This window comes from Thermus sp. NMX2.A1, from assembly GCF_000511705.1.
GTDB classification, from domain to species: Bacteria; Deinococcota; Deinococci; order Deinococcales; family Thermaceae; genus Thermus; species Thermus scotoductus.
Map to the genome: position 1 here is coordinate 1 of NZ_ATNI01000074.1, position 25,161 is coordinate 25,161.

At 65.5% G+C, this 25,161-nt stretch carries 27 protein-coding genes and 1 pseudogene; 21 read left to right on the forward strand and 7 right to left on the reverse strand.

The window, feature by feature from the left end; genetic code table 11:
* Positions 1–10: 10 nt before the first annotated feature.
* The 5 genes from tmpR to aroA are packed head-to-tail and all read right to left on the reverse strand — an operon-like array spanning position 11 to position 3,819.
* Positions 11–715, reverse strand: coding sequence for a bifunctional dihydropteridine reductase/dihydrofolate reductase TmpR (gene tmpR, locus TNMX_RS07805; RefSeq protein WP_015717885.1), 705 nt, complete (start codon positions 713–715; stop codon positions 11–13).
* A complete protein-coding gene (locus tag TNMX_RS07810; RefSeq protein ID WP_038031060.1) occupies positions 712–1,131 on the reverse strand; it encodes an NUDIX domain-containing protein in 420 nt (139 codons plus the stop codon). The genes tmpR and TNMX_RS07810 overlap by 4 nt, the downstream gene beginning before the upstream one ends.
* Positions 1,095–1,868 (reverse strand): CDP-alcohol phosphatidyltransferase family protein, encoded by a 774-nt coding sequence (locus tag TNMX_RS07815; protein WP_038031064.1) that lies wholly within the window; start codon positions 1,866–1,868, stop codon positions 1,095–1,097. Before TNMX_RS07815 ends, TNMX_RS07810 begins: the two co-directional genes overlap by 37 nt.
* A 2-nt stretch (positions 1,869–1,870) precedes the next feature.
* A complete protein-coding gene (gene cmk, locus TNMX_RS07820; protein ID WP_038031066.1) occupies positions 1,871–2,509 on the reverse strand; it encodes a (d)CMP kinase in 639 nt (212 codons plus the stop codon).
* Positions 2,494–3,819, reverse strand: coding sequence for a 3-phosphoshikimate 1-carboxyvinyltransferase (aroA, locus tag TNMX_RS07825; protein WP_038031069.1), 1,326 nt, complete (start codon positions 3,817–3,819; stop codon positions 2,494–2,496). Before aroA ends, cmk begins: the two co-directional genes overlap by 16 nt.
* Before the next feature lie 68 nt (positions 3,820–3,887).
* Here aroA and TNMX_RS07830 point away from each other — a divergent pair.
* Positions 3,888–6,000: pseudogene (locus tag TNMX_RS07830) on the forward strand (BTAD domain-containing putative transcriptional regulator).
* Here the strand turns inward: TNMX_RS07830 and TNMX_RS07835 are convergent.
* Positions 5,987–6,760 (reverse strand): class I mannose-6-phosphate isomerase, encoded by a 774-nt coding sequence (locus TNMX_RS07835; protein ID WP_156919441.1) that lies wholly within the window; start codon positions 6,758–6,760, stop codon positions 5,987–5,989. The pseudogene TNMX_RS07830 and the gene TNMX_RS07835 sit on opposite strands and share 14 nt — an antisense overlap.
* A gap of 7 nt (positions 6,761–6,767) precedes the next feature.
* Between TNMX_RS07835 and TNMX_RS07840 the strand changes: the two genes are divergently transcribed.
* From TNMX_RS07840 to TNMX_RS07855, 4 genes are all read left to right on the forward strand, one after another.
* Entirely contained in the window at positions 6,768–7,640 is an 873-nt protein-coding gene (locus TNMX_RS07840; protein WP_038031072.1) for an SIS domain-containing protein, read from the forward strand.
* Positions 7,641–7,657: 17 nt separating this feature from the next.
* The gene (locus TNMX_RS07845; protein WP_038031074.1) at positions 7,658–8,335 is read left to right on the forward strand and encodes an endonuclease V; all 678 of its coding nucleotides are present in this window, start codon (positions 7,658–7,660) and stop codon (positions 8,333–8,335) included.
* 10 nt (positions 8,336–8,345) lie between these two features.
* Positions 8,346–8,981, forward strand: coding sequence for a 1-acyl-sn-glycerol-3-phosphate acyltransferase (locus tag TNMX_RS07850; protein ID WP_038031076.1), 636 nt, complete (start codon positions 8,346–8,348; stop codon positions 8,979–8,981).
* A 122-nt stretch (positions 8,982–9,103) separates the two neighbouring features.
* Positions 9,104–9,397, forward strand: a complete 294-nt coding sequence (locus TNMX_RS07855) for an HU family DNA-binding protein (RefSeq protein WP_038031078.1) — start codon at positions 9,104–9,106, stop codon at positions 9,395–9,397.
* Between the two features lie 152 nt (positions 9,398–9,549).
* On the opposite strand, the gene ftsH is transcribed toward TNMX_RS07855, so the two are convergent.
* Positions 9,550–11,433 carry an ATP-dependent zinc metalloprotease FtsH gene (ftsH, locus tag TNMX_RS07860; protein WP_038031080.1) on the reverse strand — a complete coding sequence of 628 codons (1,884 nt, stop codon included), beginning with the start codon at positions 11,431–11,433 and terminating at the stop codon, positions 9,550–9,552.
* Positions 11,434–11,558: 125 nt separating this feature from the next.
* On the opposite strand from ftsH, the gene dnaK reads away from it, so the two are divergent.
* The 16 genes from dnaK to TNMX_RS07940 all read left to right on the forward strand — a co-directional run bounded on the left by dnaK (position 11,559) and on the right by TNMX_RS07940 (position 25,156).
* Entirely contained in the window at positions 11,559–13,418 is a 1,860-nt protein-coding gene (gene dnaK, locus TNMX_RS07865) for a molecular chaperone DnaK (protein ID WP_038031082.1), read from the forward strand.
* A 62-nt stretch (positions 13,419–13,480) separates the two neighbouring features.
* Positions 13,481–14,035, forward strand: coding sequence for a nucleotide exchange factor GrpE (gene gprE / locus TNMX_RS07870; protein ID WP_038031085.1), 555 nt, complete (start codon positions 13,481–13,483; stop codon positions 14,033–14,035).
* A 3-nt stretch (positions 14,036–14,038) separates the two neighbouring features.
* Positions 14,039–14,875, forward strand: coding sequence for a DnaJ C-terminal domain-containing protein (locus TNMX_RS07875; RefSeq protein WP_038031088.1), 837 nt, complete (start codon positions 14,039–14,041; stop codon positions 14,873–14,875).
* Complete coding sequence (locus TNMX_RS07880) at positions 14,862–15,098, forward strand: chaperone modulator CbpM (protein WP_038031092.1); 237 nt, start codon at positions 14,862–14,864, stop codon at positions 15,096–15,098. The genes TNMX_RS07875 and TNMX_RS07880 overlap by 14 nt, the downstream gene beginning before the upstream one ends.
* A 227-nt stretch (positions 15,099–15,325) precedes the next feature.
* Positions 15,326–17,911: an ATP-dependent chaperone ClpB gene (gene clpB / locus TNMX_RS07885; RefSeq protein ID WP_038031094.1), complete on the forward strand. Its 2,586-nt coding sequence runs from the start codon at positions 15,326–15,328 to the stop codon at positions 17,909–17,911.
* A gap of 13 nt (positions 17,912–17,924) precedes the next feature.
* A complete protein-coding gene (locus tag TNMX_RS07890; RefSeq protein WP_038031097.1) occupies positions 17,925–18,314 on the forward strand; it encodes a ferritin-like domain-containing protein in 390 nt (129 codons plus the stop codon).
* Positions 18,311–19,495 carry a VLRF1 family aeRF1-type release factor gene (locus tag TNMX_RS07895; protein WP_015717903.1) on the forward strand — a complete coding sequence of 395 codons (1,185 nt, stop codon included), beginning with the start codon at positions 18,311–18,313 and terminating at the stop codon, positions 19,493–19,495. Before TNMX_RS07890 ends, TNMX_RS07895 begins: the two co-directional genes overlap by 4 nt.
* 15 nt (positions 19,496–19,510) lie before the next feature.
* Complete coding sequence (locus tag TNMX_RS07900) at positions 19,511–19,927, forward strand: Hsp20/alpha crystallin family protein (RefSeq protein ID WP_038031100.1); 417 nt, start codon at positions 19,511–19,513, stop codon at positions 19,925–19,927.
* Positions 19,928–19,937: 10 nt separating this feature from the next.
* Entirely contained in the window at positions 19,938–20,624 is a 687-nt protein-coding gene (locus TNMX_RS07905) for a hypothetical protein (RefSeq protein WP_015717905.1), read from the forward strand.
* Between the two features lie 55 nt (positions 20,625–20,679).
* Complete coding sequence (locus TNMX_RS07910; protein ID WP_015717906.1) at positions 20,680–21,093, forward strand: Hsp20/alpha crystallin family protein; 414 nt, start codon at positions 20,680–20,682, stop codon at positions 21,091–21,093.
* Positions 21,094–21,199: 106 nt separating this feature from the next.
* Positions 21,200–21,646, forward strand: a complete 447-nt coding sequence (locus TNMX_RS07915) for a DUF1931 family protein (protein WP_015717907.1) — start codon at positions 21,200–21,202, stop codon at positions 21,644–21,646.
* Positions 21,647–21,648: 2 nt separating this feature from the next.
* Positions 21,649–22,068, forward strand: a complete 420-nt coding sequence (locus tag TNMX_RS07920) for a phosphate-starvation-inducible PsiE family protein (RefSeq protein WP_015717908.1) — start codon at positions 21,649–21,651, stop codon at positions 22,066–22,068.
* Positions 22,065–22,538 (forward strand): cation:proton antiporter regulatory subunit, encoded by a 474-nt coding sequence (locus TNMX_RS07925; protein ID WP_015717909.1) that lies wholly within the window; start codon positions 22,065–22,067, stop codon positions 22,536–22,538. The genes TNMX_RS07920 and TNMX_RS07925 overlap by 4 nt, the downstream gene beginning before the upstream one ends.
* Complete coding sequence (locus tag TNMX_RS07930; RefSeq protein ID WP_015717910.1) at positions 22,538–23,671, forward strand: cation:proton antiporter; 1,134 nt, start codon at positions 22,538–22,540, stop codon at positions 23,669–23,671. Before TNMX_RS07925 ends, TNMX_RS07930 begins: the two co-directional genes overlap by 1 nt.
* Before the next feature lie 17 nt (positions 23,672–23,688).
* A complete protein-coding gene (locus TNMX_RS07935) occupies positions 23,689–24,522 on the forward strand; it encodes an ATP-dependent Clp protease proteolytic subunit (RefSeq protein WP_038031103.1) in 834 nt (277 codons plus the stop codon).
* A 1-nt stretch (position 24,523) separates the two neighbouring features.
* The gene (locus TNMX_RS07940) at positions 24,524–25,156 is read left to right on the forward strand and encodes a rhomboid family intramembrane serine protease (protein ID WP_038031106.1); all 633 of its coding nucleotides are present in this window, start codon (positions 24,524–24,526) and stop codon (positions 25,154–25,156) included.
* The last annotated feature ends 5 nt before the right edge of the window (positions 25,157–25,161 follow it).

Genomic DNA, 25,161 nt, shown 5'->3' on the forward strand with positions numbered 1-25,161 from the left:
GGTTAAGTTTCTAGAGGTTCCACCCCCCCGCCACCTCGAGGACCTGCCCGGTCACGTAGGGCTCCCGCACGAAGAAGAGCACCGCCCGAGCGATCTCCTCGAGCAGGGCCAGACGGGCCATGGGGATCTCCTGAAGGGGTTTGGACACGGAGTTTTCCGCCACCCCCGGGGCCACCACGTTGGCGGTAATCCCCGCCTGGGCAAACCGCTTGGCGATGGCCTTGGTGTAGAGGATCACCCCGGTCTTGGCGATGGCGTAGGGGGTGATGTGAGTCCGGGCGAGAAGGTTCTGGGCCCCGGCGTAGCCCAGGTTCACGATGCGCCCATACCCCTGGGCCACCATGAGGGGAAGGACCTTCTGGGTGAGGAGGAAGGTGCTGGTGAGGTTGGAGTCCAGGATCCACCGCCACTCCTCCAACGAAACCTCCTCTATGGGCTTATAGAGGTAATCCCCCACGTTGTTCACCAAAACGCCGATCCCCCCCAGGTGGTAGCGCACCTCCTCCACCAGGGCCAAGACCTCCTCCTCCCGGGTGAGATCAGCCCGCACCTTGATGGCCTTAACTCCCAGGGCCTCCGCCTCGAGGCGGGTGGCCTCCGCCAGGCCCTCCGAGGTGCGGTAGTGCACCGCCACGTGAAAACCCTCCTTGGCCAAGGCCAGGAGGATGGCCCGGCCAATGCCCTTGGCGCTCCCTGTGACCAAGGCAACCCTCATCTCCCCCCTTTTACCACCAGGTAGGTTTCCAGCAAAACCCGGGTGAAGCTATTCAGCGGAAAGGAAAGGCCCTCTTCCGGCCTTACCCAGGCCCACTCCAGAATCTCCTCGCCCGGCCGCACCTCCCCTTCCCCTTGGGCAAAGTAGTTGAAGAGGAGCATGTGGGTGGGCTTGTAGAACTCCGGGCTGAAGATGGCCTCCTGCACCAGGGCGAAGCGCACCTCCCTAAGGTCAAGGCCCACTTCCTCCCGGAACTCCCGCCTTAAGGCTTTCTCGAGGCTTTCGCCCCACTCCACCTTTCCCCCGGGCACCCCCCATAGCCCCCGCCACTTCGGGGTGCGCACCAGAAGTACCCGGCCCCCTTGCTCCACCAGGGCCCCTACCGTGGGGATGGGATGGCGCGGAGGATTCTCCATAGATACCAAAGGACAAGATACAGGGCCTGAAGGAGCACGAAGGTGAGGTAGGCCTCAGGGCTTTGGAAAAGCAAAAAGACCCCCAGGAAGAAAATCTGGGTGGTGAGGCCCAGGTTCACCACCCCCGCCAAAGCCCATTCGTCCCAGAAGCGCTCGGGAACAAGGCGAAAACGCCGGAGCACAAAGCCCTCCAGGGCCCTTATGCCCCGGTCCTGGGGGAGGAAGAGGAAGCGGTACACCCCCCGCAGGAGGGCGAGAGGCGGAGTGGGGAGATCCCGTTCCTCAACGGGCAGGGGAAGACCCCAGGCTTCCCGGTAAAGTCTCTCCAGGTTGAAGTCGTAGGATTGGACCAGGGTGAAAACCAAAAAGGCTGCAAAGGCCAGCTCCCAGGCCCCGGTGCGCGCCCCCAGGGCCAGGAAGAGGAAGAGGTTCCCCAAAAGATCCAGCTCCGTGTCCAGGTACCGCCCGAGCTCCGTGACCTCCCCCCTGAGGCGCGCCAGCTGGCCATCGGCGTTGTCCAAAACGGTTTTTAGCTGGAGAAGAAAGGCTGCGGGCACATCCTGGCCCAGATGGATCAACCTGGCGGCGAGCAGGACCAAGAGCGTATGGAAGAGGACCAGGTGGTGAGGCCTAACGCGGGTGCGGTACAGCAAGAGGACCACCAGGTGGGCCAAGGGGCGGAAGAGAAGGACGTTAAGGAACTCCTGTACCGGCCTTTCCTTGGCTCCCGGTACCATGATCAGTCCTGGATGTGGGAGAGCACCCGGGCCACCACCTCCTCGAGGGTCATCCCGCTGGTATCAATCACGATGGCCTCGGGAGCAGGGGCGCTTTGGGCCCGGTCTAGCTCGTCCCGCCGGATCAACTCCTTCAGCACCTCCTGGTAATCCTGTGGCCGCTCCAGGGTGCGCCGCCTGGCCCGCACCTCCGGCGTGGCCGTGAGGTAGAACTTGTGGGGCGCCTGGGGAAAGACCGCCGTACCCATGTCCCGCCCCTCGGCCACGAAGGGAGGCGGCACTTCCCTAAGCCTCTCGTTCACCCAGGCCCGCACCCCGGGATGGCGCGCCACCTGGGAAACCACGCGATCCACCTCCGGGGTGTGGAGGTAAGGGGTCAGGTCCTCCAAAGTGGAAGCCTTCTCGGCCACCACCCGGTTGCCCTGAACCTCGGGGAGCAAACGCACCCGGTAAGTTTCCAAAAGAGCCAGGATACCCGGCTCATCCCCGGGGTCCACCCCCACCCTCCGGGCCAGGTAGGCGGCGGCGCGGTAGAGGAGGCCGCTACTCAGGTAGGGCACCCCCAAGGCCTCCGCCACCTTTTTAGCCACGGAGCTTTTCCCCGAGGCGGAAGGCCCGTCGATGGTCACGATGCCCCGCATAGCCGCTTCAGGTCCTGGAAGAACCCAGGGTAAGAGATCTCCGCCCAATGGGGCTCCCAAATCCTAACCCCCACGGGGAGCGCCGCCACGGCGAAGGCCATGGCGATGCGGTGGTCGTGGAAGGGTTCCACCTCCCCCGGCTTCACCCCACCGCCTTGGATCCTAAGCCAGTCCGGCCCCTCCTCCACCCCCACCCCTAAAGCCCTGAGGTTATGGGCGATGGCGGCGACGCGGTCCGACTCTTTCACCCTTAGCTCGGAAAGACCTGGAATATAGGTCTCCCCCTCCGCCCAAGCGGCGGCGGCGGCCAGGACGGGCACCTCGTCCACCATGAGGGGAATCAACCCCGGGTCCACGGAAACTCCCTTCAGGGGGCTATAGCGAGCCCGTATCCAGCCCACGGGCTCCCCCGCCTCCCCTTCCACCACCTGCCACTCCAGATCCGCCCCCATCTCCCGGAGCACCTTGAGAAGACCAGTACGGGTGGGGTTCAAGCCCACGCCCTCCACGGTGACCTCGGAACCCGGGGTGAGGAGGGCCGCCACCAGGAAAAAGGCGGCAGAGGAGAAATCCCCGGGCACGGTGAGGTCCCTGGCCGGAAAGGGCTCGGCCCTGCGGGTGCGGACGCGCGGGCCCTCGGCTTCCAAGGGAAGCCCGAAGTGACGGAAGAGCCTTTCCGTGTGGTCCCGGGTGGGAACAGGCTCCACCACCTCCGTGACGCCCTCGGCAAAAAGCCCGGCCAGGAGAAGGGCGCTTTTCACCTGGGCGCTGGGCACGGGAAGGGTGTAGGAAACTCCCTTTAAACCTCCGCCCCGCACCGCCAGGGGGGCCTTCTTACCCCCTTCCCTTCCGTCTATAGAGGCCCCCATAGCCCGGAGAGGCTCCACCACCCGGCCCATGGGACGGCGGCGCAGGGAAGCGTCCCCCGTAAGGACCGCAAAAAGCCCCTCCTGCCCCGCCAGGATGCCCAGGATGAGGCGCAACAGGGTCCCGGCGTTGCCGCAGTCCAGCACATCCTCGGGCTCCTTCAAGCGTAGCCCCTGCCCCCGTACCCGGAAGTGGGGGCCCTCCTCCCTAGCCAACCTAGCCCCTTCGGGGCCCTTTTCCTCAAGGATCTCCGCCCCCAAGGCCCTCAGGACCCGAGCGGTGGAAAGGGTGTCCCCAGCCTTTAGGGGATAGAAAAGCCTGCCCTCCCCCTGGCTTAGGGCCAGGAGCATGAGCCCCCGGTGGGTAACGGACTTGTCCCCGGGAACGCGCAGAACCCCCCGCAAGGGGCCACAGGGACCTAGGTCCAGGTAAGGCCGGTCCATGCCCCCCAGTCTCGGGGGAGTAAGGGGCTTTGGTCAAGGGCGACCCCCGCTTACAATGGAACTCAAGCATGGCCCTGGCGTGGCAAAGCCCGGTTTATTTGGAACGGAAAAGGCTCCTGGAACGGCTACCCGAAGAACCTGGCTTTGCCATCCACCTCGAGGCCCCAGCTGGCTTCGGAAAAAGCGTCCTAGCCGGACAGCTTGCCGCCCAACTGGGCCTTCGCACCCTCTGGGCCAGCAGCCTTCTGGGCGAGCCCCGGAGTCTTCTGGCCAAGGCCCTGGACCTGCCCGAGGAGGTGCCCTGGGGAGGGGTGGTGGAGGCCCTTCGGGCTGAAGTCGTCCTGGAGGACCTGACGGGGACGGAGGATCTCTCCCCCCTCCTCCGCACTCTCCCCTGCCTCCTGGTGCTGGCCAGCCGAAAACCCCTCCCCTACCCCGAGCTTCCCAACCCTCACGGGAAGCCCTCCCGAGCCCATGGCTCTCATCCAGGGCCTGAAGGAGAGCCTATCCCCGGAGGAGTTCCAAGAAGGCCTTCTCCTGGCTGCTTTGCCTCATCTGCCTCTTGCCCTTGCCCGGCCGGAAACGGAAAGCCTCTTCCAAAAAGGGCTTCTAAGGCGCCTATCTGAGGGCTACGCCCTTCATCCCCTCCTGAAGGAGATGGCCAAGCGTAGCCTGCGCAGGGAAGTGCAGGAGGTCGTACGCCAAAGCGCCACCCGCCTTCCCCCTCTTCTTCTGGCCGAGGCTTACTGGGAAGCGGGCCTCGAGGGGGAACTTTTGGACCTGCTGGAGCGCCCTATCACCCTCCCCATCCCCGCAGAAAGGCTTCTGGAGTGGGGACACCTCCTGCGCCGCGGGGGCCCCAGGACTCATCTGCGGCTCGGGGAGGCTTTGGCCCAGTGCGAGAGAAAAGAGGGGCTATCCCTTCTGGAAAAGCTGGCGGAATCCGAGGCGGATAAGGACCCTGCCCTGGCCCTCACTGCCTTAGGGCACCTGGCCTACTACTTTTCCGAAACCCTTTTGGGGAAGGATCTTTCCCGGGCCCGCACCTACCTGGAAAGGGCCGCCCAAGCCCCCGGAAGCCCCCTGGCTTCCCTCGAGGCCAAGATGCTCCTCGCCCACCTGGAAGGGGATGCGGAGGCCCTTACCCGCCACGTGGCCCAGGCAGAGCTTTGGGAAACCCCCTACCTGGTGGAAAGGGGACGGGCCCTTCTCGCGGAGCTGAAGAAGGACCCAGGGATCCTCGAGGGGCTCTCCGGCCTTTTCCCAAGCCTCACCCGGGCCCTCCTGCAAAAGGACCCAGGCCTCCTTCCCCCCTATCCCGAAAGCCGGGAGGAAAGGCTTCTATGGCACGCCGCCCGCTACCGCCTCCTACGGGAAGAAGGGGATTTGGAAGCCCTCCTCGCCCTCACCGATGCCAGGGAAGGGATCCTCCCCGGCCTCCTTCCCCTGGAAACCCTGCCCCGTAAGCGGCCCGAGCTTGCCCGGGCCTATCCCCTTTTTGGAGGTCCTGCGCCTGGGCTGGAAGGAAGCCATCGCCCTGAGGCTTCCGGAGATACCTCCCTTGAAGGTCCGGGTGGTGGGACGCTTCCATGTGGAAAACCCCTTGGGGCCTGTGGAGCTAAGGGGCAAGGCCAAGGAGGTCTTCGCCCTCTTGCTTCTCGGCCTTCCCCGGGAGGAGGTGGCCTTTGCCCTTTGGCCGGACCTCTCCGAGGAGGCTGCCCTCAACAACCTCTACGTGTGGCTTGCCCGCATCCGGAAGCTCCTGGAGCCCTGGGGGGGGTTCCCACCTACCTGGGGGAGGAGGGGTTGGCGCGGGTAACCTCCGACCTGGAAGCTCTGGAAGAAGCTCTTGTGCAGGAGGATGCGGAAGAAGTCCTTCGCCTTTACCGAGAACCCCTGTTCCCTGGCCTGGACCACCCCCATCTGGACCGCAAGCGGGAGGAGGTCTTCCACCGGGTGCGGACCCTTTTCCTGAAGAGGAGGGAACCCCGCTTCCTGGAGCGCCTCCTGGAGCTGGACCCCCTGGACGAGGAAGCCCTCATCCCCCTGGTGGAATCCTGCCTATCCCAGGGGCAACGGGCTCGGGCCCGAAAGCTCTTGGAGCATTACCGGAAAAGGCTTTGGGAAGAGCTTGGGGAACGACCCTCCCCCAGGGTGGAAGCCCTTTTCAGGACCCTGTAGGGCTCGCCCCGAGGAAAAACCCCTCCCCTTCCACCCGGATCCCTTCCCCCGGCTCCAGTAGGAAGGTGGCCGGGGGTGCCAAGGAAGTGCCCTCCACCTGGGCTTCGCCCTCTAGGAGGGTGAGGAGAAGGGGAGCCTGGGACTTAAGATGAAGGACCCCCCGCAAGGGATAGCGATAGAGGTGAAAATAGGGCGTCTTGAGGAGGCACTCTCCCCCTTCCACCGGCTCGGGCCGGACTGGGGGTAACGGGATGGGTTCCAGAATAGCCACCTCAAGGGCCTTGTCGAGGTGTAGCTCCCGGGGGCGGCCGTAATCGTAAAGCCGGTAGGTGAGGTCCGAGGGCGTCTGCACCTCGTAGACCCTCACCCCCGGGCCCAAGGCATGCACCACCCCGGCGGGCAGGTAGAGCACCTGGCCCGGGGCCACGGGAATCCGGTTCAGGATAGGGTCCAGGTTCCCGCTGGCCACAGCATCCCTAAGCTCCTCGGGGCCCACCCGCCGGGAAAAGCCGTAAACCACCTCCCCCGGGGTGAGCACGTACCAGGCCTCGTATTTGCCAGGCCTCCCTTCCTTCTCTAGGGCATAGGCATGGGGCGGGTGAACCTGCACGGAAAGCCATTCCGCTGGGTCCAGGATCTTCACCAGGAGGGGCTCCTCCGAAAGCCACACCTCTCCCACCCCTGGGCCGAAGCCCAGGGCACCTCCCCCCCAGGGACGCAGCACCGGCTTAGGACGGAAAAGCCGCACGAGGGTTAGCATAAGGGGTATGCGCGACCTGGACCGCGAGGAAACCTATCTCTCGGACCGCCGGGGCCTGGCCCTGGAGCTTCGCGACCTGGTAGGCACGGGTCCCGTGCCCACCAGGTCCTACCCCGCACCCCACGCCGCCTTGGGCTATGGGGAGGGTCACTTCGCCGCCCGGCTGTCCGGCCTCCCCGACTGGACGGAGGAGGGAACCCTGTTCGTGCTGGAAGGAGGGTACGACCTGGGAGAGGCCGCTGCCCTTTCCCTTCTGGCAGAAACGGAGCGGGTGCAGGTGGTCAAGGTGGGCCTCCGCCCCGGGGTGGAGGTCTATCTGTCCCCTAGCCCCCTGAACCCTTACCGCTACCTGCGCTTCCTCCTTCTGGCCACAGGACAGGAGGAAGCCCTCTCGGAGGTGGACAGGGCTTTGCTGGAGGAACGAAAACGCCTCACCCCGGAAATCCCCCTCGAGGAGAACCCCGCCAAGTTCCTGGCCTATACCCTGGTGGAGCGGATCCCCCTCCTCTACGCTCCCTTTCACCGCCCCTTGGAGGAAGCGGCGCAGAGCCTTTTTGCCCGCATCGGGAAAAGCCTGGCCCTCACCCCACCCCATAGCGCCCTGGAGTTTTTCCTCACGGGCCTCGAGGCCCGCCACGAGCAGGGAGACCCCCTGGCCGCCCTCCTTCTGGGAGAAGGGGAAGCGGTACGGCTGGCCAAGGAAATCCTGGAAACCCGGGTGGACGCCATCGCCGAGGTGCCCGCTCCCACGGGAAGCCGCCTGGCCCAGGCCCTGGCCCTCTGGTACCGGCTGGCCTGGACCGCCTACTACCTGGCCCTCCTCTACGGGGTGGATCCCTCCGACCCCGAGGTGCTGGAGCGCCTGCGGGAGGCCACCTAACCCCCCCCGGAAAGCCCATGGCGCCCTTCCCCAAGCCGGAGGACCTCCAGACGGCCATGGCCCTGCAAAGGAGCCTAGCGGAAAGGGTGATCCTGAAGGGAAGCCTTAAAGGCGTCAAACGGATCGCCGCCCTTGACGCCTCCCATAAAAGGGGGAAGCCCCTGGTGACGGTGGCGGTGCTTTACCACCTGGAGAAGGGCCCCCTGGCCGTGGGGGTGGGGGTGGTGCCCGAGGAAGCCCTTTTCCCCTACATCCCCGGCTTCCTCTCCTTCCGCGAGGCTCCTGCCTATCTCCAGGCTTTAGAGGCGCTTCCCGAGCCACCCGAGGCCCTTTTGGTGGATGGCCAAGGCATCGCCCATCCCCGAGGCCTGGGCATCGCCAGCCACCTGGGGGTGCACCTGGACCTCCCTAGCATCGGGGTGGCCAAGAGTTTGCTCTACGGTCGCCTCGAGGCTCCCTTGCCCCTGGAGGCGGGAAGTGCGGTAAGGATTCTCTCCCCGGAAGGCCGCCCCCTGGGCTACGCCTACCGCAGCCGAAAGGGAGTCAAGCCCCTTTTCATCTCCCCGGGGCACCGGGTGGGCCTGGAGGAAGCCTTGGCCTTCGTGAAGCACCTTCCCACCCGCTTCCGCCTGCCGGAACCCTTGCGCCTGGCCCACCTCGAGGCGGGCAAGGCCCTCCGCCAGCTGGACCCGTAAACTGGAACCCGTGGAGGCACACCGGCCGAATCCCGTCTACCGGGCCGCCTGGTATCTGGCCCGGTTTCTCCTGCACCTTCTCTTCGGCTACCGGGTGGAGGGAGCGGAAAACATTCCCCGGGAAGGTCCTGTGATCCTGGCGGCCAACCACCTTTCCATCCTGGATCCCATCGCCGTGGGGGCCGGGGTGCGACGTCCCGTGAGCTTCCTGGCCCGGGCCGACGTCTTCCGCCTGCCCTTCCTCTCCTGGCTTTTACCCCGGCTTTACGCCATTCCCGTGGAGCGGGGGCAAAGCGACCTTTCCGCCATCAAGGGCGCCATCCGCGCCCTTGAACGGGGCATGGCCTTCGGCATCTTCCCGGAAGGAACTAGAAGCCGCACGGGCAAGCTCCAGCCCTTCAAGACCGGGGTGGCAGCCATCGCCCTGCGCACCGGAAGCCCGGTGGTACCCGTGGCCGTGGTGGGCACCGACCAGGCCTGGCCCGTGGGCCGAAAGCTCTTCCGTCTGCGCAGGCCCATCCGGGTGATCTACGGCAAACCTATACCGGTTCCGAGGCTCTCCCGCTTTACCCACCAGGAGCTGGAAAGCCTGACCCGGGAGATAGAGGCCCGGGTACGGGAACTCCTGCCACCCCAGTACCGCTAGAGCCAATACTTCCGTTATCACACATTGCTATACACAGGTATACAAATAGGTCAGAGTATTGCGTGGCTGCATTCAGGCGTGCTATAGTCCTTGCGGAAGGGGAAAGAGGAAGGAGGTGAAGAATGGCAGCAAAGAAAACAGTCACCAAAGCGGATCTGGTGGATCAGGTGGCTGCCGCCACGGGCCTCAAGAAGAAGGACGTGAAGGCAGCGGTGGATGCGTTCCTCTCCAAGGTGGAAGAGGCCCTCTCGGGGGGGAACAAGGTCCAGCTCACCGGCTTCGGCACCTTTGAGGTGCGCAAGCGCAAGGCCCGCACCGGCGTGAAGCCCGGCACCAAGGAGAAGATCAAGATCCCCGCCACCCAGTATCCCGCCTTCAAGCCGGGCAAGGCCCTCAAGGAAAAGGTCAAGAAGTAAGGTATTCCCTTCCCCCGGGGGGCTAAAGCCCCCCGGGTTTATTTCGCCTCCTACCCTTTCTCTCTCTGCCGTGCCCCTAGGTATCCCAGAACACCGCGGGGGCGAGGATTTTCCGGGGCCCCCACCTGGGCTTTCGCCAAGGCAAGGGGGTATCAAGCTCCGCCCAGGGCTCCCCCTGGTTTGACCTTGGGCACCACCCGGGGGGTTTCCTTTTCCGGGCGCTCCTGGGGGGTGCTTTCCTCCTCCTCCAGGGGCAGGCCCTCCACCACCTTCTGGAACTCCTCGGCGGTGAGGGTTTCCCGCTCCAAGAGGGTCTCCGCCACCCGCTCCAGGATCTCCCGCTTCTCCTGAAGGAGATTCTTCACCCGCTGGTACTGCTCCTCAATGAGGCGGCGCACCGCCTCGTCGATGCGCTTGGCGGTTTCCTCAGAGTACTGGCGCACGTCGTACCCGCCCAGGTAGGTATCCTCCCGCACGGCGTAGGCCACCGGCCCGAACTCAGGGTGCATGCCCCACTCGGTGATCATGCGCCGGGCCAGCTCCGTGGCCTGGCGGAAGTCGTTTTCTGCCCCCGTGGTCACGTCCTCAAAGATGAGCTCCTCCGCTGCCCGCCCAGCCAGGGCCACGGCGATCTGGTCCAGGAGGCGATTCCGGCTCCAGTGGAGCATATCCTCCCGCCTGGGCATCATGAAGCCCAAAGCCCGGCCCCTGGGCACGATGGTCACCTTGTGCACCCCGTCGGCGTGCTCCAGGAAGTGGGCGGCCAGGGCATGCCCCGCCTCATGGTAGGCGGTGATCTTGCGGTCGCGGGGGGTGAGGACCAGGCTCTTCTTAGCCGGCCCCATCATCACCCGGTCGGCGGCCTCCTCGAGGTCCTTCATGGTGATCTTCTTCCGGCCTTCCCGGGCCGCCAGGAGGGCTGCCTCGTTCAAGAGGTTCTCCAGGTCCGCGCCCACGAAGCCCGGGGTGCGCTTGGCCAGAAGGGCCAGGTCCACATCCTCCGCCAGGGGCTTACCCCGGGCGTGGATGCGGAGGATCTGCTCCCTACCCCTCACGTCAGGGACATCTATGGCCACCTGGCGGTCAAAGCGGCCCGGGCGCAGAAGGGCCGGGTCCAGGACATCGGGCCGGTTGGTGGCGGCCATGACGATGATGGTGGAGTCCTTTTCAAACCCGTCCATCTCCACCAGAAGCTGGTTCAGGGTCTGCTCCCGTTCGTCGTTGCCACCCCCAACCCCTGCCCCGCGCCTGCGGCCCACGGCGTCGATCTCGTCGATGAAGACGATGCAGGGGGCGTGGCGCTTGGCGGTTTCAAAGAGGTCCCTGACCCTGGCCGCCCCCACCCCCACGAACATCTCCACGAAGTCGGAACCGCTTGCGGTGATGAAGGGCACCTTGGCCTCCTCGGCCACCGCCCGGGCGATGTGGGTCTTCCCCACCCCAGGGGGGCCCACCAGCAGGACCCCCTTGGGAATCCTGGCCCCCATCTCGTGGAAGCGGGCGGGGTTCTTCAGGAACTCCACGATCTCCTTGAGTTCCTCCTTGGCCTCCTCGGCCCCGGCCACATCCTTGAAAGTCACCTTGGGAGCCTCGGTGAGCACCTTGGCCCGGCTCTTGGTGAAGCTGAAGGCGGAGTCCGAGGGCCCGGCGCGCCCGCTGCGGGAGAAGTAGAAGAGGGCGCCCACCAAAAGACCCACCAGGAGAAGGGGCCACAGGAAGCCCAAAGGGCTTTGGCCCTGGGGGGGCTCCACCCGCACGTTGACCCCCTTGCGCATCCAGGCCTCGAGGGTCTGGTTGTCCGGGGGGCTGGCGGCGTAGGTGGTAAAGGTGGAGCCATCGGTGAGGGTGCCCTGGATGCGGGTATCCCCGGCCCGCACCACCACCTCCTTCACCCGGCCCGCCTGCAGGTCCTCCAGGAAGGTGGTGTAGTTCACCCCACCCCCGGGGTTCCCCGCCGTGCCCGCCAGGCTGAAGGCCCAGGCCAAAAGGAGCAGGCCCAACACGAAGACCAAGAAGTTCAAGGGAAGCCGGGACATGTCTTCTCTTAGGGTACACGCCCCCGGGGAAATCCGGGTAGCCCAGGGCACCATGATATGGGTATGCTCAAGTCTCTTGACTTATCCATGTGGCATGGTCTATGCTTGAAATGAGAGGTGTAGCTATGACCAAGGCAGTGGGCATTGACCTGGGCACCACCAACAGCGTGATCGCCGTCATGGAAGGCGGCAAGCCGGTGGTTCTGGAAAACGCCGAGGGGGAAAGGACTACCCCCAGCGTGGTGGCCTTCCGGGATGGCGAGATCTTGGTGGGCCGCATGGCCAAGCGCCAGGCGGTCCTGAACCCCGAGGGCACCGTCTTTGAGATCAAGCGGTTTATCGGCCGCCGCTGGGAGGAGGTCCAGGAGGAGGCCAAGCGGGTCCCCTACAAGGTGGTCCCCGGGCCCGATGGCGGGGTGCGGGTGGAGATCAAGGGCAAGCTCTACACCCCCGAGGAGATCAGCGCCATGGTCCTCCGCAAGCTGGTGGAGGACGCCTCCAAGAAGCTCGGGGAGAAGATCACCAAGGCGGTGATCACCGTGCCCGCCTACTTCAACAACGCCCAGCGGGAGGCCACGGCCAACGCTGGGCGGATCGCGGGCCTCGAGGTCTTGCGCATCATCAACGAGCCCACCGCTGCCGCTTTGGCCTACGGCCTGGACAAGAAAGGAAACGAAACCGTCTTGGTCTTCGACCTGGGGGGCGGCACCTTTGACGTCACGGTGCTGGAGATCGGCGAGGGGGTCTTTGAGGTGAAGTCCACCTCCGGGGACACCCACCTGGGCGGCAGCGACATGGACCACGCCATCGTGAACTGGCTGGCCGAGGAGTTCAAGCGGGAGTACGGGGTGGACCTCAAGGCGGACCGCCAGGCCCTCCAGCGCCTCATCGAGGCGGCGGAGAAGGCCAAGATCGAGCTTTCCAGCACCGTGGAGACCACCATCAGCCTGCCCTTCATCGCCCTGGATCCCGCCAGCAAGACCCCCCTGCACCTGGAAAAGAAGCTCACCCGGGCCAAGTTTGAGGAGCTCATCGAGCCCCTCCTGAAGCGCCTCAGGGGCCCGGTGGAGCAGGCCCTGAAGGATGCGGGCCTGACCCCGGCCCAGATCGACGAGGTGATCCTGGTGGGCGGGGCCACCCGGGTGCCCGCGGTGCAGAGGGTGGTGAAGGAGCTCTTGGGCAAGGAGCCCAACCGCTCCGTGAACCCCGACGAGGTGGTGGCCATGGGCGCGGCCATCCAGGCGGGGGTCCTCATGGGAGAGGTGCGGGATGTGGTACTCCTGGACGTCACTCCCCTCTCCCTGGGGGTGGAGACCAAGGGCGGGGTGATGACCGTGCTCATCCCCAGGAACACCACCATCCCCACCCGCAAGTGCGAGATCTTCACCACCGCCGAGCACAACCAGACCGCGGTGGAGATCCACGTCCTCCAGGGCGAGCGCCCCATGGCCGCGGACAACAAGAGCCTGGGCCGGTTCCGCCTCGAGGGTATCCCTCCCATGCCCGCCGGGGTTCCCCAGATCGAGGTCTGCTTTGACATCGATGCCAACGGCATCCTCCACGTGACCGCCAAGGAGAAGTCCACGGGCAAGGAGGCCTCCATCACCATCCAGAACACCACCACCCTCTCCGAGGAGGAGATAAAGCGGATGATCGAGGAGGCCCAGCGCCACGCGGAGGAAGACCGGCGCCGCCGGGAGCACGCCGAGCTCAAGAACACCCTGGACTCCACCCGCGTCCAGGCGGAGAGGATCCTCCAGGAGAAGCAAAGCACCCCCGAGGCCAAGGCGCGCCTCGAGGCGGCCATCGCCAGGGCCAAGGAGCTTTCGGAGAAGGATGCCTCCGACCCCGAGCTGAAGGCCGCCACGGAGGAGCTTCTGAAGGCAGTGGAGGCCTACGAGAAGGCCGCCACCGCCGGGACCACCGGGGCATCCAGCCGTGGCCCTGACGACGTGATCGACGCCGACTACAAGCCCGCCGACTAAAGCCCCCCTGCCCCGGCCCCTGCCGGGGCAGGGGCTTCCCCTTGCCCCCTCTTGGAGGAAGCATGGAGAAGGAACGTGAGGAAACCCAACCGGAGCAGGCCGCCCAGGTGGAGCAAGACCTTAAGGCGGTGGGCGAGGAGGCCCTAGCCCTGGAACAACGCCTCCTGGCCGTGGAGGAGGAGCTCCGAGCCCTGAAGGACCGGTACGTGCGCCTCCTCGCCGACTTTGACAACTACCGCAAGCGCATGGAGGAGGAGCTTAGGCTTAGGGAACGGGAAGGGATCCTCAGGGCGGTCAGGGCCCTTCTCCCCGTCCTGGACGACCTGGAGCGGGCCTTGGAGTTCGCCGAGGCCAACCCGGACAGCATCCTCAAAGGGGTTAAGGCGGTGCGGGAAGGCTTCTTCCGCATCCTGGCGGGGCTTGGGATCGAGGAGGTGCCCGGGGAGGGGGAGGCCTTTGACCCCCGCTACCACGAGGCCATCGGCCTCCTTCCCGGGGAGCCCGGCAAGGTGGCCCGGGTCTTCCAAAGGGGCTTCCGCCTGGGCGAGGCCCTGGTGCGCCCGGCCCGGGTGGCGGTGGGCGAGGAAAAAAGCCCCGAAGAAGAGGGCGTGGAGTAGGCCATGAAGGACTACTACGCCATCCTGGGGGTACCGAGAAACGCCACGCAGGAGGAGATCAAGCGGGCCTACAAGCGCCTGGCCCGCCAGTACCACCCCGATGTGAACAAAAGCCCCGAGGCCGAGGAGCGCTTCAAGGAGATCAACGAGGCCTACGCCGTCCTCTCCGACCCGGAAAAGCGCAAGGTCTACGACACCTACGGCACCGCCACCCCTCCTCCACCCCCGCCCCCTGGGGGGTACGACTTCTCCGGGTTTGACGTGGAGGACTTCTCCGATTTCTTCCAGGAGCTCTTCGGCGGCGGGCTCTTCGGGGGCATGGGGCGGAGGAGGCCAAGGAAAGGCCGCGACCTCAGGGCCGAGCTTCCCCTCACCCTCGAGGAAGCCTTCCGGGGAGGCGAAAAGGTGGTGGAGGTGGGGGGAAGGCGGGTTTCCGTGAGGATTCCCCCAGGGGTGCAGGAGGGAAGCCTCATCCGCCTGGCGGGCCTGGGAGGTCCTGGGGAACCCCCAGGGGACCTGCTCCTTTCCGTGCGCCTTCTGCCCCACCCGGTCTTCCGCCTCGAGGGCCAGGACCTCTACGCCACCCTGGACGTCCCTGCCCCCATCGCCGTGGTGGGCGGCAAGGTGCGGGCCCCCACCTTGGAAGGCCCCGTGGAGGTCACCATCCCCCCCAGAACCCAGGCGGGCAAAAAGCTCCGGCTTAAGGGGAAGGGCTTTCCCGGACCCCATGGCCGCGGGGACCTCTACCTGGAGGTGCGGGTGGTGATCCCCGAGGACCTGACGCCCGAGGAGGAGGAGCTTTGGCGGAAGCTCAAGGAGGTGCGCTATGCTCGCGCGTAGCCCCTACCTATCCCTGGAGGCCCTGGCGGACTACGGCCTCTCCCTGGGGGTGGTGCGGGCCTACGTGGAGATCGGCTTCGTGGAGCCCCTGGAGGTGGGGGGTGCCTGGTACTTCCGGGAGGAAGACCTTCTGCGCATGGCCAAGGCGGAACGCATTCGCCGCGACCTGGGGGCCAACCTGGTGGGAGCGGCCTTGGTGGTGGAGATCCTGGAGCGCCGCTAAGCCCTGCCAGGGGCTTTGGCTTTCCCAAGCCACCTCCAAGGCAAACCGAAGACCGGGACATCCCTCCCATTCCTTTCCCCTATAATCAAGACAAAGAGCGTTGCCACCGCCCCCGTTTAGCGAACCTCTCCTGGACGTGAGGTTTTGGTTGGGTATTTGTTCTGCGCAGCTTACTTGACATGATCTTTGTCAAGTGATATGATTTGGGCAGTGGGAGGAAAGGGAGTATGAACCTGGAACGCTGGACCCAAGCCGCCCGCGAGGCCCTGGCCCAGGCCCAGGTCCTGGCCCGGGAGATGAAGCACCAGGCCATCGACCTGCCCCATCTATGGGCGGTCCTCCTGAAAGACCCCACGGGCCTGGCCTGGCGGCTTCTGGAGAGGGCAGGGGGTAACCCCAAGGCCCTCAAGGAAAGCGCCGAGCGGGAACTGGGCCGCCTGCCCAAGGTGGAGGGGGCCGAGGTGGGCCAGTACCTTTCCCAAAGGCTTGCCCGGGCCCTGGACCGGGCCGAGGCCCTCATGGGGGAGCTTCAGGACCGGTTCGTGGCTCTGGATACCCTGGTCCTGGCCTTGGCGGAGGCCTCGAGGGCCGAGCCCTCCTTCCAGGTGGGTATTCCCGAAGAAGGCTCCTTAAGAAAAGCCCTACAGGAACTAAGAGGAGGTAAAACCGTGCAGACGGAACATGCGGAAAGCACCTACAACGCCCTGGAGCAGTACGGCATCGACCTCACCAAGCTGGCTGCCGAGGGCAAGCTGGACCCGGTGATCGGCCGGGACGAGGAGATAAGGCGCACCATCCAGATCCTCCTCCGGCGCACCAAGAACAACCCCGTCCTCATCGGCGAACCGGGGGTGGGTAAGACCGCCATCGTGGAGGGGCTGGCCCAGCGGATCGTGAAGGGGGATGTGCCGGAAGGCCTCAAGGGCAAGCGCATCATCTCCTTGCAGATGGGCTCCCTCCTGGCCGGGGCCAAGTACCGGGGCGAGTTTGAGGAGCGCCTGAAGGCGGTGATCCAGGAGGTGGTGCAAAGCCAGGGGGAAATCATCCTCTTCATCGACGAGCTCCACACCGTGGTGGGGGCGGGCAAGGCCGAGGGGGCCGTGGACGCCGGCAACATGCTGAAGCCCGCCCTGGCCCGGGGGGAACTTCGGCTTATCGGCGCCACCACCCTGGACGAGTACCGGGAGATCGAGAAGGACCCCGCCCTGGAAAGGCGCTTCCAGCCCGTCTTCGTGGACGAGCCCAGCGTGGAGGAGACCATCTCCATCCTCCGGGGCATCAAGGAGAAGTACGAGGTGCACCACGGCGTGCGCATCTCCGACCCGGCCCTGGTGGCGGCGGCGGTCCTCTCCCACCGCTACATCACGGAAAGGCGCCTTCCCGACAAGGCCATCGACCTCATCGACGAGGCGGCAGCCCGCCTGCGCATGGCCTTGGAAAGCGCCCCTGAGGAGATCGACACCTTGGAGCGGAAGAAGCTCCAGCTGGAGATCGAACGGGAGGCCCTAAAGAAGGAGAAGGACCCGGACTCCCAGGAAAGGCTCAAGGCCATCGAGGAGGAGATCGCCCACCTCAACCAGGAGATCCAGAAGCTCAAGGCCGAGTGGGAGGCGGAGCGGGAAGTCCTGAAGAAGCTGCGGGAAGCCCAGCAACGCCTGGACGAGGTACGCCGTCAGATCGAGCTGGCGGAGCGCCAGTACGACCTGAACCGGGCCGCCGAGCTCCGCTACGGGGAGCTTCCCCGCCTCGAGGCCGAGGTGGAGGCCCTCTCCGAGAAGCTCAAAAACGCCCGCTTCGTGCGCCTGGAGGTGACCGAGGAGGACATCGCCGAGATCGTCTCCCGCTGGACGGGCATCCCGGTTTCCAAGCTCCTGGAAGGGGAAAGGGAGAAGCTCTTACGGCTTGAGGACGAGCTCCACAAGCGGGTGGTGGGCCAGGAGGAGGCCATCCGGGCCGTGGCCGACGCCATAAGGCGGGCCCGGGCCGGCCTCAAGGACCCGAACCGCCCCATCGGAAGCTTCCTCTTCCTGGGCCCCACGGGGGTGGGCAAGACGGAGCTGGCCAAGACCCTGGCCGCCACCCTCTTCGACACCGAGGAGGCCATGGTGCGCATCGACATGACGGAGTACATGGAGAAGCACGCGGTGAGCCGGCTCATCGGGGCGCCACCCGGCTACGTGGGCTACGAGGAAGGTGGGCAGCTCACCGAGGCGGTGAGGCGCCGCCCCTACACGGTCATCCTCTTCGACGAGATCGAGAAGGCCCACCCCGATGTCTTCAACATCCTCCTGCAGATCCTGGACGACGGCCGCCTCACCGACTCCCACGGGCGCACCGTGGACTTCCGCAACACGGTGATCATCCTCACCTCCAACCTGGGAAGCCCCCTGATCCTCGAGGGCATCCAGAAGGGCCTGCCCTACGAGCGCATCCGGGAGGAGGTCTTCGCCGTGTTGCAAAAGCACTTCCGCCCCGAGTTCCTGAACCGCCTGGACGAGATCGTGGTCTTCAGGCCCCTCACCCGGGAGCAGCTGCGGGAGATCGTGGAGATCCAGCTCCAAAGCCTCAGGGCCCGCCTGGCGGAAAAGCGCATCACCCTTACCCTCACCGAGGCCGCCAAGGACTACCTGGCCGAGCGGGGCTACGACCCCGTCTTCGGGGCCAGGCCCCTGAAGCGGGTGATCGCCCGGGAGCTGGAAACCCCCCTGGCGGTGAAGATCCTGGCCGGGGAGATCAAGGAGGGGGATGCCGTGGTGGTGGACGCCGGGCCCACGGGGCTGGTCTTCCGCACCCCCGAGCGGGTAGAGGCCTGAGAAAGGAGGCGGCATGAGCGTGGTGGAAGTCCTGCAAAAGGCCTACCAGGATGAGCTCCTGGATGCCCTGCGGGCGGAGCGGGCGGCGGAAAGGGTGCCCTACCCCCACCTCCGGGCCCTCCTGGAGGAGGTGGCCCGTAGGGAGCGGGCCCATGCCGAGGCCATCGCCGAGGCCCTCCGCCGCCAAGGCGCCTCCCTCCCCCCGATGCCCCAGGTGGAGGAGGAGGGCTGGGAGGCGCTCCTCCGCCTTCTTTCCGAGGAAGGCTTTGATCGGGCCTACTACCTGGAAAGCACCTTTCCCGAGCCGGACCTCGAGGCCCTCTTCACCCGGCTGGGCCAGGAGGAAAGGCTCAACCAAGAAGCCGTGCGCAAAGCCGTGGCCCTTTTAGGAGGTGGCCTATGATCGGAAAGGAAGAAATCCGGCGCATCAAGGAAACCCTGGCTATCGCAGAGGGGCCCATCCTCTCCCTCTACCTGGACATCAACCCCGCCAAGCCGGAAAACGCCAACCGGGCCTATGCCCTAAGGGCCAAGGACGCCATGAAGGCCCTGGGGGTGCCCCAGGACCTGCAGGATAGGGTCCTGGAAGTGTTGAAAAACCAGGTTCTGGAGGCCAAGACCGCCGTCTTCTTCGCCAAGGACAAGCTCTTTGAAACCCTCCTGCTCCAGGTGGAGCTGCCCCTGGTCTCCAGCCTCAAGACCACCTTCCTGGGGGAAAAGGAAAGGCGTTTCCTCACGGACGGGGCCTTAGCCCACTACGGCGAACCCTTCCTCCTCCCCCTCATCTACGCCCTGGACGAGTACGAGCGCTACGGGGTGGTCTACCTGGACCAGGAGCGCTGGCGGGTGTTTGAAGTTTTCCTGGGCGAGATCCAGGAAGTGGGGGATGCCTTCCTCGCCCTGGATACCGAGGCCTGGCGGCGGCTTTCCCTGGACGCCCCGGGGCGCCGCTTCAACCTGGCGGGGATCTCCCGGGGCGGGGCGGGGCAGGACCTCTTCGCCAAGCGCCTGGCCGCTTGGGAGGAGCGCTTTTACAAGACCCTGAGCCACGAGCTGGAGAAGCTGGTGGAGGAACGGGGGTTCACCCGCCTGATCCTCATGGGCCCCGAGGAGCACACCAAGCTCTTCCTGGGTTACCTGCCCAAGCGCCTTAAGGAGAAGCTGGTGGCCCTGCTTCCCTCCCTGCCCCACCCCGGGGCCAGTCCCGGCCAGGTGCTCAAGCGGCTGGAGCCCGTCCTGGAGGAGATAGAGCGCAAGGGGGAGGTGGAGCTTCTCAAGAAGCTGGAGGAAGCCTACCCCAAAGCGGTCTTCGGCCCCGAGGTGCTGGAAAGGGTGCAGGAGGGACGGGTGGAGCTCTGGGTGCTTCCCTGGCACCTGGACCAGACCGCCTACGCCTGTGACGGGATCTTCTTCCCCGATGAGGCCCGGGCCTTGGCCCAGTGCCAAAACCCCGAGGCCAAGCCCCTGGCCGTGGTCCTGCCCGAGCTGGCCGCGGGGTATGCCGCCAAGCTGGAGTTCGTGCGGGGCGAAGCGGAAAAAGAACTTCTGGAGCGCGGGGGCATGGCCGCGCTCCTGAGGTGGTGAAAGGAGGTGAGGAGGATGGTTCGGTTTGATCCTTTCAGGGAGCTGGAGGAGTTGCAGGAGCGTCTGGCAAGGGCCTTCGGCGCCACCCCCCAGCAGGGGCCCAGGGTGTACGCCCCTCCGGTGGACGTGATGGAGGATGAGGCTGGGCTTCACGTGCTGGTCTACCTTCCCGGGGTGGACCCGGAGAAGGTGGAGGTGGTGGCCGAGGAAGGCGTGCTTTCCGTGAAGGCGGAGCGGCCCTTCGAGAAGCGGGAGAACGTGGCCTACCACCGCCTCGAGGGCCCCTACGGCACCTTCGCCCGGAGCTTCAACGTGCCCAGCACCTTTGACCTCTCCCGGGTCCAGGCCCGCTTCCGCCACGGGGTGCTCCACCTTCTGGTGCCCAAGGCCGAGGAAAGCAGGCCCAAGAGGATCCAGGTGCAGGTGGAATAGGAGGTGAGGTATGCGGCGGACCACGCGGTACATCCTGGCCACTTCCAACCCCATGGGCGACCTCGAGGCCCTGGAGAAGCTGGTGAAGCTGGCCCCGGAAACGGGGGCGGACGCCCTCGCCCTGGTGGGCAACCTCATGCCCAAGACGGCAAAAAGCCGCGACTACGCCGCCTTCTTCCGCATCCTTTCCGAGGCTCATCTCCCCACCGCCTACATCCCCGGGCCCCAGGACGCCCCCATCTGGGAATACCTCCGGGAGGCCGCCAACATCGAGCTGGTGCGGCCCGAGATGCGAAACGTCCACGAGACCTTCACCTTCTGGAAGGGCCCCTACCTGGTGGCGGGCATCGGCGGGGAGATCACCGATGACGGCGAGCCCGAGGAGGGCGAGGCCCTGCGCTACCCTGCCTGGGTGGCGGAGTACCACCTGAAGACCCTCTGGGACCTCAAGGACTACCCCAAGATCTTCCTCTTCTACACCAACCCCTACCACAAGGGCCTTGGGGAAGGGGGGTCCCATGAGGTGGCCCACCTGGTCAAGACCCATAACCCCCTCCTGGTGATCACCGCCGGCAGGGGCCAGAAGCACGAGATGCTGGGGGCAAGCTGGGTGGTGGTGCCGGGCGACCTCTCCGAGGGTGAGTACAGCCTCCTGGACCTGAGGGCGAGGAAGCTGGAAACCGGAAACGTGCGCTAAAGCCCCGGGGGCCCCGCCTGAGGGCGGGGCCCTATGCCCTTAAGAGGAGGTCAAGATGCTGGAGAAGCTTTGGCCCTTCGGCCGGAACCGGGTGCGCAAGGCCTTTGAGGAAGCGCTAGAGAAGGTTTTTAAGGAGGAGGGCGAAACCCTGGAGCCCCTTTCGGAGCTTTCCGAGCACGAGGACCACTACCTGTTGCGGGTGGAGGTTCCGGGCCTGGGCCCCGAGAACCTGGAGGTGCGCCTCGATGGGGACCAGCTGGTGGTGGAAGGGGAGAAAAAGGAGGAAAAGCGCACCAAGCACCTCTCGGAGATCGTCTACGGGCGCATCTACCGCGCCTACCTCCTCCCCAAGGACGCCAAGAAGGAAGGCATTGAGGCCAAGCTCCACAAGGGCGTGCTGGAGGTGAGGATCCCCCGGGAGAAGCGCCCGCCCGAGCCCCCCGTGAGGATCCCCGTGCAGGAGGGGTAAAGACCCCACCAACCCTTGGCCTTCCGCCTTAGGTTGGTGTGTTTTTATCAGGTCTCTTGACAATGTTATTGTCAAGTCTTACCCTGGTGTGAGGAGGTGAGCGGGTATGCTGATGAAAGTAGCCGAGTTTGAGAAGCTCTTCCGCCTGGCTGCGGGCCTGGATGTGGACAAGAACGACCTTAAACGCCTTTCCGATTTCCTCAGGAACAAGATCTATGACCTTTTGGTGGTGGCGGAGCGCCAGGCCAAGTACAACGGCCGGGACATCATCCTCGAGCCCGACCTGCCCCTCACCAAGGGGCTTCAAGAAACCCTAAAGGAGTTCCGGGCCATGGAAACCACCCTGGAGCTCAAGCCCGTGCTGGACGCCCTGGCCTCCTTGCCCCCTTTGGACCTTGAGATCTCCGAGGACGTGCGCAACCTGCTTCCCGAGATCGCCGGGGCTCTGGTGGTGGCCTACGCCCGGGTACTGAAGGAGCTGGACCCCAGGCTTAAGAACCCGCAAACCGAACACCACGAACGTGCTGAGCGGGTCTTTAACCTTCTTCTCTAGGCATGAGCCAGGACCTGCTTCTTTCCCTGTACCGCCGGGCCACCCGCCTGGTCTTCAACCTGGTGGTGGTGGCCCTTCTCATCGGGCTTTTCGTGGGGGTGGGGCGCACCTTCATGGAGCTGGGCCTCACCTTTACCGAACCCACGGTGCGCCTGGGCCTTAAGGAACTGGTCACCAACGTCCTGAGCCTGGTCATCGTCCTGGAGCTGGTGCGGGTCTTCGTGGAGTACTTTGAGTTTGAAAGGGTGCGCCTCGAGGTCCTCCTGGAGATCGGCGTGGCCCTGGCCCTGCGGGAACTTCTTCTCCTCCTCTTCGCCGAAAAGCTCTCCGGGCTGGACCTCTTCTTCTGGACCCTGGGCATCTTGGCCCTGGTGGCCGGGCGCACCCTGGCCGTGCAGTTTTCCCCCAGGAGGCGACCATGAGGGTGGAGGAAGCGGTTCTTCCCGGCGTGGGGCGGAAGTACACCATCACGGTGCAAAGCGGCGACCGGATCGTCATCGTGGTCCACCACTCGGGGAAGCGGGAGGTCCAGTACTTCGAGGCGGGGGAGGAGGACGAGCCCACCATGGCCCTGGACCTCACCGACGAGGAAGCCCGAGAGCTTGGGGCCATCCTGGCTGGGGTGCTCTTCCACCCCGAGGCGGTAGGGGACACCCAAAGCAAGCTTGGGCAGAAGGTCATCGAGTGGATCAAGGTCCTGCCCGGCTCCAAGCTGGTGGGCAAGCGGGTGGGGGAGCTTGCCCTGCCCCCTGGGGCCCACCTCCTGGCCGTGGACCGCCCTGGGGCTCCCCTCATCCCTAACCCCAGCCCCGACACCCTTCTGGAAACGGGGGATACCCTGGTGGTGGCGGGAAGCCGCGAGGCCGTGGAAACCCTGAAGAGGACCCTCTGATGCACCCTTCCGTGGAGGCCTTTACCCTGGCGGCGGGGCTTCTGGCCCTGGGAGCCCTTCTCGTCCACAAGGCGGGGCTTCCTCCCCTGCCCGTGTACCTTCTCACGGGGCTATTGATGGGCGAGAGGCTCCCCGTGGAGGAGCTGGAACCCCTGCCCTCTTTGGGGCTTCTTCTCCTCCTTTTCTCCGTGGGGCTGGAGTTCGGTCCCGACCGGCTTAAGGGGCTATCGGGGAAGGCGATTAGGGCAGGCCTCTACGACACCCTGGCCCTGCCCCTGGGCTTTATCCTGGGACTCCTGGCTGGGCTGGACCTCCGGGGAGCTGCCCTGCTGGCCGGAGCCATCTACATTAGCTCCAGTGCGGTGATCGTCAAGCTCATCATCGACCTGCGCCGGGCGGCCAACCCCGAAAGCGAGGTGGTCCTGGGGGTCTTGGTCCTCGAGGACCTGGTGGTGGCCATCCTCCTGGCCCTCCTGGGCGGGCACGGCCCCGTGGGCTTCATCGGAGGGATAGCCTTGGCCCTCGCCTACCTGCTCTTCGCCCGCTTCATCGGTCCCAAGCTGGTTTCCTGGATGGAAGGGCTATCCCACGAGCTCATCCTCCTTCTCGGAGCCACCTTCACCACCGGGACCGCCCTGCTCTTCCACGCCATCGGGGCCTCGGAAGGCGTGGGTGCGTTTCTCGCAGGGGTCATCGCTGCTGCTTTAGGCCTTCGGGAAAGGCTGGAGCACCTCTTCGGCCCCGTGCGGGATCTGGGCGTGGCCCTCTTCTTCCTGGTGGTGGGGGCAAAGGCCCTCAGCCTCTTCCAGGGCTTGACGCCTGCGGTTGTAGTCCTGGCCCTTATCGGGCTTCTTCTGAAGCTACCCTTAAACCATGCGGGGGGCGCCCGGGTGGGGCTTTCCCGTAAACGCCGGCTCTATAGCGCCTTGTACCTGGTACCCCGGGGGGAGTTTAACCTGGTCCTGGGAAGCCTGGCCCTGGAACAGGGATATCCCCTGGTGGCCCAGGTGGCGGTGCTCTTGGTGCTTCTTTCCATCCCCCTGGGGGCCCTCCTCATCCGGTTTGCCCCCGAGATCGGCAGGCTACTTCTGCGCGAAGCCCCAAGGCCCCGCCGCCCCGCCCGCTCCTCCTAGGCCTATATACTCTTCTCATGGAAATCTTCTTTCAGCTCTTCTGGCTCTTCTTTATCCTGTCCGCCCTCACCCCCTACCTGCAACAGCAGATGCTCCTGGGGGCCAGGGCCCGGAAGATCGCCGAGCTGGAGCGCAAGCGGAAAAGCCGGGTCATCACCCTCATCCACCGCCAGGAAGCCGTAAGCTTCCTGGGCATCCCCATCAGCCGCTTCATCAACATCGACGACTCGGAGCAGGTCCTAAGGGCCATCCGCCTCACGGACAAGAATGTGCCCATAGACCTCATCCTCCACACCCCAGGGGGCCTGGTCCTGGCGGCGGAGCAGATCGCCGAGGCCCTGTTGCGCCACCCCGCCAAGGTCACGGTCTTCGTGCCCCACTACGCCATGTCCGGGGGTACCCTCATCGCCCTGGCCGCCGACGAGATCGTCATGGATGAAAACGCCGTCTTGGGCCCCGTGGACCCCCAGCTCGGCCAGTATCCGGCGGCCAGCATCCTCAAGGTGCTGGAGAAGAAGCCCATCCAGGAGATCGACGACCAGACCCTGATCCTGGCGGATGTGGCGGAAAAGGCCCTGAAGCAGGTGAAGGCCACGGTGAAAAACCTGCTTTTGAAGCGCATGCCTGAGGAGAAGGCGGAGGAGGTGGCCACCCTCCTCTCCCAAGGCACCTGGACCCACGACTACCCCATTGACGTGGCCCAGGCCCGGGAGATGGGTCTTCCCGTGAGCACGGAGATGCCCCTCGAGGTCTACGAGCTCATGGACCTCTACCCCCAGGCCCAGGGGGGTAAGCCCAGCGTGCAGTACGTGCCCGTACCCTATCGTCACCAGCAGCCCGGGAGGCCTTAGGGTGTTTCCCCTCTACGACATCAACCATGCCCGCCGGCCCGCTTTCGTGGTCAAGGGCCTGGTGTTCTTTAACGCCTTAGCCTTTTTGTGGCAACTTTCCGTGGGCCTGGAGTGGTCTGCCCAGGCCTACGGCTTTATCCCCGCCTTGTTCTTTCAGGACCCTGTGGGCCAAGGCTACCGCCTCCTCACCAGCATGTTCCTCCACGGGAGCTTTTTTCATATTCTTTCCAATATGTGGTTCCTCTGGGTCTTCGGGGACAACGTGGAGGACCGCATGGGCCACGGGCGCTTCCTCCTCTTCTACCTCCTGGGGGGGCTGGCCGCCGCCTTGGCCCAGGGGCTTTTCTCCCTCACCTCCACCATCCCCATGATCGGGGCCAGCGGGGCGGTCTCGGCGGTGCTGGGGGCGTATTACATCCTCTTCCCCAGGGCCTACGTGGTCTCGGTGATCCTCTTCGTCTTCCCCCTCTTCGTCACCTTCCCCGCGGGGTTCTACATCGGGTACTGGGCCTTTCTTCAACTCTTCCAGGGGCTTTTGGGCCTACCCGGGGTGGCCTGGTGGGCCCACCTGGGGGGGTTCCTTTTCGGCGCCCTCATGGCCCGGCGCTTTGCCCCCAGGTGGCGGCGCTGGTAAACTTT

Coding starts and splice junctions, on each gene's coding strand:
- clpB (WP_038031094.1), top strand. CDS start 15,326: ATGAACCTGGAACGCTGGACCCAAGCCGCCCGCGAGGCCCTGGCCCAG.
- TNMX_RS07910 (WP_015717906.1), top strand. CDS start 20,680: ATGCTGGAGAAGCTTTGGCCCTTCGGCCGGAACCGGGTGCGCAAGGCC.
- TNMX_RS07875 (WP_038031088.1), top strand. CDS start 14,039: ATGAAGGACTACTACGCCATCCTGGGGGTACCGAGAAACGCCACGCAG.
- TNMX_RS07900 (WP_038031100.1), top strand. CDS start 19,511: ATGGTTCGGTTTGATCCTTTCAGGGAGCTGGAGGAGTTGCAGGAGCGT.
- TNMX_RS07890 (WP_038031097.1), top strand. CDS start 17,925: ATGAGCGTGGTGGAAGTCCTGCAAAAGGCCTACCAGGATGAGCTCCTG.
- TNMX_RS07935 (WP_038031103.1), top strand. CDS start 23,689: ATGGAAATCTTCTTTCAGCTCTTCTGGCTCTTCTTTATCCTGTCCGCC.
- TNMX_RS07920 (WP_015717908.1), top strand. CDS start 21,649: ATGAGCCAGGACCTGCTTCTTTCCCTGTACCGCCGGGCCACCCGCCTG.
- TNMX_RS07835 (WP_156919441.1), bottom strand. CDS start 6,760: ATGCTAACCCTCGTGCGGCTTTTCCGTCCTAAGCCGGTGCTGCGTCCC.
- TNMX_RS07915 (WP_015717907.1), top strand. CDS start 21,200: ATGCTGATGAAAGTAGCCGAGTTTGAGAAGCTCTTCCGCCTGGCTGCG.
- dnaK (WP_038031082.1), top strand. CDS start 11,559: ATGACCAAGGCAGTGGGCATTGACCTGGGCACCACCAACAGCGTGATC.
- TNMX_RS07880 (WP_038031092.1), top strand. CDS start 14,862: ATGCTCGCGCGTAGCCCCTACCTATCCCTGGAGGCCCTGGCGGACTAC.
- tmpR (WP_015717885.1), bottom strand. CDS start 715: ATGAGGGTTGCCTTGGTCACAGGGAGCGCCAAGGGCATTGGCCGGGCC.
- TNMX_RS07930 (WP_015717910.1), top strand. CDS start 22,538: ATGCACCCTTCCGTGGAGGCCTTTACCCTGGCGGCGGGGCTTCTGGCC.
- TNMX_RS07810 (WP_038031060.1), bottom strand. CDS start 1,131: ATGGAGAATCCTCCGCGCCATCCCATCCCCACGGTAGGGGCCCTGGTG.
- TNMX_RS07815 (WP_038031064.1), bottom strand. CDS start 1,868: ATGGTACCGGGAGCCAAGGAAAGGCCGGTACAGGAGTTCCTTAACGTC.
- gprE (WP_038031085.1), top strand. CDS start 13,481: ATGGAGAAGGAACGTGAGGAAACCCAACCGGAGCAGGCCGCCCAGGTG.
- TNMX_RS07905 (WP_015717905.1), top strand. CDS start 19,938: ATGCGGCGGACCACGCGGTACATCCTGGCCACTTCCAACCCCATGGGC.
- aroA (WP_038031069.1), bottom strand. CDS start 3,819: ATGGACCGGCCTTACCTGGACCTAGGTCCCTGTGGCCCCTTGCGGGGG.
- TNMX_RS07845 (WP_038031074.1), top strand. CDS start 7,658: ATGGCGCCCTTCCCCAAGCCGGAGGACCTCCAGACGGCCATGGCCCTG.
- TNMX_RS07840 (WP_038031072.1), top strand. CDS start 6,768: ATGCGCGACCTGGACCGCGAGGAAACCTATCTCTCGGACCGCCGGGGC.
- TNMX_RS07895 (WP_015717903.1), top strand. CDS start 18,311: ATGATCGGAAAGGAAGAAATCCGGCGCATCAAGGAAACCCTGGCTATC.
- TNMX_RS07925 (WP_015717909.1), top strand. CDS start 22,065: ATGAGGGTGGAGGAAGCGGTTCTTCCCGGCGTGGGGCGGAAGTACACC.
- cmk (WP_038031066.1), bottom strand. CDS start 2,509: ATGCGGGGCATCGTGACCATCGACGGGCCTTCCGCCTCGGGGAAAAGC.
- ftsH (WP_038031080.1), bottom strand. CDS start 11,433: ATGTCCCGGCTTCCCTTGAACTTCTTGGTCTTCGTGTTGGGCCTGCTC.
- TNMX_RS07855 (WP_038031078.1), top strand. CDS start 9,104: ATGGCAGCAAAGAAAACAGTCACCAAAGCGGATCTGGTGGATCAGGTG.